Below are 8,945 nucleotides of genomic sequence, written 5' to 3' on the forward strand. Positions count from 1 at the left end.
CTTATCAACAAAGTTTGACATACATTTTTTTAGGAAGTGGAATTACATCACTTTTAGCTTTAATTCTATTAATTTTTAGCGATAAAATATCGTTAGCGCTAACTAAAAAGTAAAACTACGTGTAACATGGTATTTGCGAAAAACGGTCTGAAAGTAAACTTTCAGCCTATGTTTTTCTCAACGCAAAATTGCCTTTGTTTCAATTTATTTCATAAATTTATCAAACAATAGAGCAATTTGCTCAGTTCGTGACTAATTGAACTGCGTTCAATTTTTTCCCGTTCTTCGCAAAATACTCGGCTCGTTAGCCGTCATATATAAAAAATCACTTAAAATAAAGATTAGTATTGAAGAATTCTAAATTCATTTATTATATTTTACAAATAAGCTTTTTAATAATACTAAATTCTTGTATTAACTATAATCAGTGTAGAGGTCAAGAATATACAATTGAAAACATTAATTATCAGCAACTATCATTAAAAATTGAGAACTATTTTAAATCTAATCCTAACATAGAAATTAAATTAGAAGAATCTAATTCACAAACTCCTTGGAAAGTTGATAAAATAATTTATTGGAATGATTTAAATAAAAGAGTTAATTTTTATATTCATAAAGGTGATCAAAACATTAATCAATTACCTACAATAACATTTACACATATTGGAGATAAAGAACTCAAGAGTTATAAAGATATAAACTCGAAAGAAATAAGTAAAGAGCTTAATCAAACATATCTCAAAAAATTTGAAAATGACTTTTTAAACAAACTTGGAGTAAATTGGAAATCAAAAATATGTTTTTAAAATAATTATATACGAACGGCTAACATAGGTTTTACAAAAAACGGGCTGAAAGTAAACTTTCAACCTATGTATTTTCCTCCCGCAAAATTGCTTTTACAATAACAATCAATTAAATTCGTTATAATAAAGCAATTTGCTTGAACGTACGAAATTGAACTATCGTTCAAATTCTTACCGTTCTTCGCAAATCCTAAAAACGTTAGCTGCAAGTTTTTCCAAAATTGCGTAATAATTAAATATCTTAAAAAGTGAGTGAAAATTCAGAGAAAATTTTAGTCCGTTATTTTAGTAATGTTCTTGATGAAATTGTTGTAGAAACACTTTGGACTGAAATAATAGATTCCGAAAAAGGTCTCTATAAAATAGACAATATTCCATTTTATGGTCCTGAATTTTCATCTGATGATATTGTCTTTGCAGAATATGATAACGATGAAGAAAGAATTACATTCAGAAATGTTGTCGAATATTCTGGAAACTCAACAGTTCAAGTAATTGTACTTGACGAAAATCTAAACGTTGAAAATTTAAGGAATGAATTTAAAAAATTAGGATGCGAAAGTGAAGGCACTGGAAATAAATATTTTGTAATGGAAATTCTTTTTGACCAAAATTATACTCCAATCTTTAGTAAACTATCTGAACTTGAAGCAACTGAAAAAATTAATTTTGCGGAACCAAATATTTCTGAAAAACATCTAAACGAAAAAAATAAAACCTGCAGCTAACACCAGTTTGGCAAAATAGCGAGTTAAGGCAAACTATCAAGTTTGTTTCTTTTTTGTCGCAATCGCTATTTTTATTTTTTAATTTGTTAAATTTAAAAAAATAAAAATGCGTTGCTCAGTTTTGCCAATATTCGAAGTTTTAGCGATTTAGTTCGCTACTTCGCCAAGCTGTAAAACGTTAGGCGACATTTTGTATAAAAAGTCGTTTTCAAATTGAAATACAAAATGAATCTAAATTTATTTACAGAAAGACTTAATATAAAACCTGTTTCCGAAAGTGATATTGCAGAAATTTTTGAATTACAAAGTTTAGAAGAAACTGCTAAATTCAATACTTCTGGAATTCCAAAGAATATTAATGAAACTAAATCAAATGTTGAAAATTGGATTAGTGAAAACAATAAAGAAAAAATCACAAAATTAATTTTCAAAATAGAACTTAAAGATTCAAATATATTTATTGGTTTAATCGGAATTAATTTAGGAAAAGAACATTACAAAAATGCAGAAGTTTGGTTTCAATATCATTATAAATATTGGAATAAAGGTTACGCGACGGAGAGTTTAAGAAAAATTCTTGATTTTGGTTTTCAAGAACTAAAATTGCATCGAATTGAAGCAGGATGTGCTATCGAAAATATTGGATCAATTAGCGTTTTAGAAAAGGTCGGAATGTTGCGCGAAGCACATACAAGAAAATTATTACCATTAAAATCTGGTTGGTCAGATAATTATGGTTATGCAATATTATCAACAGACAAAAGAAAATAAAAAAACGTCGCCTAACATAGGTTTTGCAAAATGCGGGGTTTAAGTCTTGATTGAAATTTAGTCAAAAAAATCCGCAACTGCTTTTCATATTGTTTTTTTAACTAATTTAGACAATCTGAAAAAGCATTTGCTTCGTTTCGGAATTCTTGAACTTTTTGTTCTTCGAATTCCCGCACTTCGCAAAGCCTTTTTCCGTTACCAGTAATGCTATGACAGACTACGAACTAAAAAATATCGACCCAGACGACATAAGCGATTTACTCGTTAAAGTTGAAAAGTCATTTGAAATAAAGTTTGGTAACACCGAACTAATGCATATTTCGACTTTTGGTGAACTTTGTGACCATATTGTAAATAAAATCCAACTTGACAATTCAGACGACTGCACCAGCCAACAAGCATTTTATAAATTACGTGACGCAATTTCATTGACACTTCAAATAGACAACAGAACTATCTCGACAAACTTTCCTCTTGCAGACGTTTTGCCAAGAGAAAGCAGGCGTTCACGAACACAAAAGTTGGAAGAGCTATTAGGTTTTAAACTTAATATCTTACGACCACCGCATTGGGTTACAGGGACACTTGCAATTATATTACTTGCTTCTATCGTTGGACTTTTCTTTAATTGGCAAATCGGACTTTTAGGACTTGTGTTTTCAATCGCAGGATCTTGGTTCGTAAACAAAATCGGAAACGAACTTGACTTGCAGACTGTTGGACAAGTTGCCGAAAAAATGACAAGAGAAAAGTACTTAAAGTCAAGACGAAAGCCAAAGACATTTAATAAAAACGAAATAGAGAAAATATTAACTGACTGGTTCAGTGAAGAATTTGACTTAGACAGAAGTAAATTAACAAGAGAAGCGAAATTAATATGAAGACAGAAAGAAGCACTACTGGTAACATCGGTTTGGCAATATGGCGGCTGAAGTGCTTCTATGAAACATTTGTGCAAGATTCAACGGCTGTAATTCTATTGAACTTTTGTGCTAAAATCCGCCACATCGCCAAGCCGTAAACCGTTATCTGTAATTACTTATTGAATCTTTGTAAAATATGAGGTCAATTTTTTCTAATATAATTTATAAAATCATAATAATCTTTCTAGGTGTTTTTACTTTTTGGACTATTTCGATTTTTTGGTTTTTTAATAACTTTTCATTTATTTCTATATTTCTTTTTGTTTTATTAGGCTTTACTAATTTTTGGATAATTTTTATAGAATTTAATTTCAAAATTATTTCAGTTTGTATTAAAAATAAAAAATTTGAAATTAAGAACTTTATAGGTTTAGGTAACTTAAGAAAAATAAATATTGACGAACAATTTTATTATAAACTAAGTATCATCGGAATTGGAAATAAACCATATGAATATTTAAACGTTTATAATGAAAATATAGTTATTTTAACAATAAATGAATATTACCATAAAAACTATAAAGATTTAAAAAATGAAATATCTAAATATGTTAAATATAATGGAGTTGAAAAAATAACGTTTGATAAAGAAATAAAAAGACTAATAAATAAGTAACTACAGATAACAAAGTATTTCGCAAAAAACGGGCTGAAAGTAAACTTTCAGCCCATCTTTTTCCACTCGCAAAATTGCTTTTCTAAAAACTTTAATCTAATTTAGTTTCAGCCAAGCAATTTGCTTGAACGGTTGAACTTGAACTTCGTTCAATTTCTCTCCCGTTCTTCGCAAATACTCGGCTCGTTATGCAAAATAAAATTCAGCCTACAAAAGAAATGTAAGCTTTTACATTGATAGCAGCTGGATGACGTTTAAAAACTTAAAGTAAAAACGGATTGATTCAAGTTGGCAAGTAAGACTTGCTAAAAGTTGAAACTTTTAAAGCGAGACGCTTAACAACTTGAAGTTAACCTTTTTAACTCACTTTAAAGATATATTGAAACGTTAAAAGAGCTTATTTTTAATGTTTTATCAATAAAACCTTACAATCTTTATAAACTTCGTAAATACACTCATATTTACGCAATTTAAAAAGGATTATTTCTTAAAGTTGAAGATCTAAAGTTTACTTCGCATAACATGGTGTTGGCAAAATATGCAATTGAAGGCTTGCTTTTTAGTTTTTTTTGTATATTTGAAATATAGGGTAAGGTCAAAGGTTAATACATTTTATTTTGCATAATCGCCAACACCCCACCCGTTATAGCCAATAGCACAACGACACTGCTAAAAACAAAAACCGTACAAACAGAAATGTTAGAAATCAGAAAAGGAACAGCGACAAAAAATTATGAGAACACTTTTTTTAGAGAGTTTGCGGACAATCTGAAAAAAATGTTTGACAAATATTCCCTTGACGGCTTACTGATTGCAAATTCTGAATGCGAAGCTGAAAAAAGATTACAAATTGATGCTTTACTTGTAACAGAAAAGGCCGTTTTAATTATTGACTTTAAAAACTTTGGTGGAAAAATAACTTTACCCAAAAATGCTAAATCCGAATTTGACTTTGGTAAGTGGACAAATGAAAGTGGAGAACAAATAAAAGGTGGAAATTCTATCAATCCTTTTATTCAGCTAAAAACACAAAAAGAACGCTTTATCAAAGTGGTAGAGAAACACATACAACCGAAACTACCACTTCGTGGCAGTTCGTTTAATGCGTTTCATACTGTTAGAGCCGTTTGTTTTCAGAAATCAATTGAATTAAACGGTAAAATTCCTTCAAGTGAAGAATTGAACTTTTTCATCTTTGACAATAACAATTATCTTGAAACAATAAAAGATATTATTGATATTAATGACAAAGAAGTTACGCTAACAAATGAAGCGTTTGACCTTTTTAAAGAAGTTTTCAGAGCCGATATTTTTAATACTTCTGAAAAATACAACCAATCAAACGATTTTACTTCTTATCATACCGAATTAGATTTTGAAAATCTTTATCCCGACCAAAAATCCGCACTCAATGAAATTGAAAATTTTATTCAATCAGAAGAAGATAAAATTTTCATACTTCAAGGAACTTCGTTAAGCGGAAAAACACATTTAATACAGTTCATTCAAGAAGTTGCATTCAATAATCAAATTACGGAAGTGAAATTATTTGCTTCATCAAGCCGAATTTCAAATAATCTTTTGAAAAGTTCAAATTTAGAATTTGAAAGCATTTATTCATACATCTACGGAGGAAACTCAACAATCGTAAACGAACAAGAAAGTGAAGAAGAAAACGAAAATTCTTTGAATTTGGAAATCGTTCCGCTTTTAAAATCTGACGATACAGAAAATGCCGTTTTTATCGTAGATGAAGCTCATTTAATTTCGGACAATTATCATCAATCTGTTGATTTACGATTTGGTTCAGGCAAGTTGTTGAAAGATTTTTTGGAATTTTCAGACTTAAAAAACACCAAAAGAAAAGTAATTTTCATGGGAGATAGTTTTCAACTGTCATTAGGCAAAAAAGAAGAAGCCTCATTAAATCCTGAATATTTAAGTGAAGAATACGACTTCAAAAACAAAGCATTTCAACTAATTGACAAAGAAAATAAATCGGTTATTGTTTCAGAAGCTCTTAAAGCCGTTAATTGCATTCGTCAGCAATCATTTAATAATCTTTCGTTCAATTTTTCAGAGAACATAAGAGTATTAGAAAAAGTAGATTTAAAGACTGAAATTGAAAGTTCATTAAATACAAATTCTCATATTCTTTGCTACTCAAATTCTGATGCTCAAAAAGTAAACTATTGGATAAAAAATTCCATTCTGAAAAACGGAAATGATTTGACAAAAGGCGATTTTATTATTTTTGGAAACAATATTCGTGTAGAAGATGAAAGCGACCCATTTGCAGAGCCAACAAAAATCTATAACGGACAATTTGCGACCGTTTTAGAAGTTTCTCATAACATTGTTTCCGAAAGCATTAAATTAAAAGGAAAAGATAATAATGTTACTTTAAATTTCAGAGAAATCAAGTTACATTTAGACGGGACAAATCACGATGCAACAATTTTGAGTTTTGAAAATTTCCGTTTGAGCGACAAAGGAGAACTTTCCAAAGAAGAAATTATATCGTTCAACATTCTACTCAATCAACTTGCTGAAAAGGAAATTCCAAATTTCAAAAATGATAAATATCAAGCAGACGATGAACTAAAAAGTTTGTTGGAAAAATACGACCCGAAAACAAGAAAAGGAATAACTAACCTGCAAAAGGCACTTCAAAAGCATTTGCGAAATATTCCATCATCAGATTATTACAAATTCAAAAACTCGGCACAAATTCGTTTTGGTTGGGCTTTGACAGTTCACAAATCAATGTCTTACAAATGGAATGAAATTTATTTCAATGTAGAAACTGGTGGTGGAAAAACGAACGAAACATATTTTAAATGGATTTACACAGGTTTAATCAGAGCCACTCAAAAAGTTAGTTTAATTAATTACGAACCGATAAGTCCATTTTTCAAATTGACGATAAATCCAGCCGTTCCGAAAATTGACAAAGGAAAAGAGTTATTTTATGTAGCAGACAAAACGACTGACTTATCAAATTTCAATAAAACAATATCAGAAAAATACAAATTTCCCGATATTGAAAACAAATCTTCATTATTACAGTTGTTTCAGTTTGTTGAAAACAAAATTGCTCAAAACAATTTAACAATAAATCTCATTAACCACCCAAATTATCAGGAATTATACGAGATAAAAGGAAGTTCGGGCGAAGTGGCGACAATTTCAATTTATTACAACAACAAAGGACAATTTAAAATGCCTATGTTTATGAAATCAACTCCAAAAGAATTTGGTGAAGAACTTTTAAATCTTTTGAAATCAGAAAACCAAATTTTCGATTTTACTTTTATTCAAAGTAATTGGAGAAAATTAGCTTATGAACAATTATATCTAAAATTAAAATCTAAAGAAATTGGTTTTGGTTACATCATTCAAGTTCCGTACAAAGACACAATACAATTCAATAACGGAACGGAAACACTTGTTGCGGATTTGTATTATGACGGAGACGGATTTTTTACTTCAATGATTGCAACTTCTTGTACAACTATTGAATTTTGGGATGTAATTCAAATCATTTTTAACCATATGAAAGAAAACTAATGCCTACACTATTTGAATTTAGCCAAACAATCAGAAATCTTAATAAGGAAAAGAAATTTTCTGAAACATTGAAGTTTTTCAAAGACAACAAAACGGAATTTAGACCAGAAGAGATTGGTTTAAATAAATTCGTTGTTTACGAAATGATTTCAGCATTGATAGAAACAAATCATTATGATGTAATTTTCACTTTTATTGAGCAACACAATGTTGTTTTAGACGAAAAAAACTTTGGATATTTACTAAAAAAATTCAAGGATAAACCATCTGTAAATTGGACAGTTGTAAACAAATTTTGTGATTTAATTTCAGTTGAAAATCTTGATACTGATTGCAAAACTATTGAAGTTGAAAGAAAAGGCGAAAAGAAACCAATGGAACTTGCATCAGATAAAGAAAATTGGTTTGCCTTTAAAACAAAAGCACTATTTGAAACTCAACAATATCAAGAGTGTTTTGAATTATCCAAAAAAGCACTTGAAACTTTTGAAAAATTTCATTATTCAAATGAAGTTTGGTTTGCACGTAGAATTGCATTATCAAAAAAGCATTTAGGAAATTCAGAAGAAGCTTTAAATGAATTGTTGCAAGTTTTACGAAGAAAAAAAGAATGGTTTATACAAAATGAAGTTGCAGAAATATATAAAGAAAATGGAGAATTTGACAAAGCATTCAAATATGCAATAGAAGCTATAAATAATTTTGGAGACCTTGAATATAAAGTTGGGTTACTTGTATTAATTGCAAATATTTTGGAGCAGAAACAAGAAAAGGAATTGTCGTTTAAACATTATATGCTTTCTAAACTACTACGACAACAAGAAGAATGGAAAGTTCCGCAAACTTTGGATTACGCTTTACAAAATTTAGGTTTTGCTCAAATCCCGTTGGAACAACTTCCAAACTTAAAAAGGGAATTAAAAAACTATTGGAATACTTTCAAACAAGAGAAAATAAAACCATTTGACAAAACAAGAACAACGACAAATCAAAACTTTGAAGGCGAAATTGTAAGATTACTACACGACAACGAACGTGGAAAAGTTGGCTTTATTAAAAGTAATGGAAAAGAACATTACTTTTCGGTAAATCCAAACTATCATTCAATTTCCGAAATTTCAGTCGGAACAAAAGTGATATTTGAAATTTTACCACCAAAAGACGACAAAAAAGATCAAACAAGAATTAAAAAAATAATAGCGTAACAGCTACTGGCTATAACATCGGTTTTGCGAAATGGCGGGTTAAAGGAAATATAGAAAGTTTGTGCAATTTTATCCGCAACAGCTTTTTATATTTCCTTTTTTCTTATTTTAGTAAATATAAATAAGCTGTTGCTCAAGTTACCGCAAAATTGAAAGTTTCGACTTTCTCATCCGCCACTCTCGCAAAGCCGCGGCCCGTTATACGATATTATTGAATGAAAATAACTGATATTAAAGAAACATACTCAAAATACATTTATACTGTAAATGAATTTAATGAAAGGGTTCGAATTCTAACTGACGTTGAAGTTAATCGAAAAGTA

The 8,945-nt window shown here is 29.4% G+C and carries 6 protein-coding genes; all 6 read left to right on the plus strand.

All coding sequences use genetic code 11. The annotated features are described in order from the left end of the window. The first annotated feature begins 347 nt into the window (after positions 1-347). The 6 genes from IM532_RS13240 to IM532_RS13265 all read left to right on the plus strand — a co-directional run bounded on the left by IM532_RS13240 (position 348) and on the right by IM532_RS13265 (position 8,622). Positions 348-809 carry a hypothetical protein gene (locus IM532_RS13240; RefSeq protein ID WP_194183977.1) on the plus strand — a complete coding sequence of 154 codons (462 nt, stop codon included), beginning with the start codon at positions 348-350 and terminating at the stop codon, positions 807-809. A 248-nt stretch (positions 810-1,057) separates the two neighbouring features. Next, complete coding sequence (locus IM532_RS13245; RefSeq protein ID WP_194183978.1) at positions 1,058-1,537, plus strand: DUF4265 domain-containing protein; 480 nt, start codon at positions 1,058-1,060, stop codon at positions 1,535-1,537. A 225-nt stretch (positions 1,538-1,762) separates the two neighbouring features. Beyond that, positions 1,763-2,308, plus strand: a complete 546-nt coding sequence (locus IM532_RS13250; protein ID WP_194183979.1) for a GNAT family N-acetyltransferase — start codon at positions 1,763-1,765, stop codon at positions 2,306-2,308. Between the two features lie 209 nt (positions 2,309-2,517). Next, positions 2,518-3,189 (plus strand): hypothetical protein, encoded by a 672-nt coding sequence (locus IM532_RS13255; protein ID WP_194183980.1) that lies wholly within the window; start codon positions 2,518-2,520, stop codon positions 3,187-3,189. A gap of 1,354 nt (positions 3,190-4,543) precedes the next feature. Beyond that, entirely contained in the window at positions 4,544-7,417 is a 2,874-nt protein-coding gene (locus IM532_RS13260; RefSeq protein WP_194183981.1) for an NERD domain-containing protein, read from the plus strand. Beyond that, on the plus strand, positions 7,417-8,622 hold the full coding sequence (locus IM532_RS13265; RefSeq protein ID WP_194183982.1) for a tetratricopeptide repeat protein: 1,206 nt from the start codon (positions 7,417-7,419) through the stop codon (positions 8,620-8,622). The genes IM532_RS13260 and IM532_RS13265 overlap by 1 nt, the downstream gene beginning before the upstream one ends. Positions 8,623-8,945: the final 323 nt, after the last annotated feature.

This window comes from Faecalibacter rhinopitheci (genome assembly GCF_015234135.1).
In the GTDB taxonomy this organism is placed as follows: domain Bacteria; phylum Bacteroidota; class Bacteroidia; order Flavobacteriales; family Weeksellaceae; genus Empedobacter; species Empedobacter rhinopitheci.

What these genes read in the sequence shown, in the direction of transcription:
- IM532_RS13255 (WP_194183980.1), top strand. Translation starts at nt 2,518, where the DNA reads ATGACAGACTACGAACTAAAAAATATCGACCCAGACGACATAAGCGAT.
- IM532_RS13260 (WP_194183981.1), top strand. Translation starts at nt 4,544, where the DNA reads ATGTTAGAAATCAGAAAAGGAACAGCGACAAAAAATTATGAGAACACT.
- IM532_RS13265 (WP_194183982.1), top strand. Translation starts at nt 7,417, where the DNA reads ATGCCTACACTATTTGAATTTAGCCAAACAATCAGAAATCTTAATAAG.
- IM532_RS13250 (WP_194183979.1), top strand. Translation starts at nt 1,763, where the DNA reads ATGAATCTAAATTTATTTACAGAAAGACTTAATATAAAACCTGTTTCC.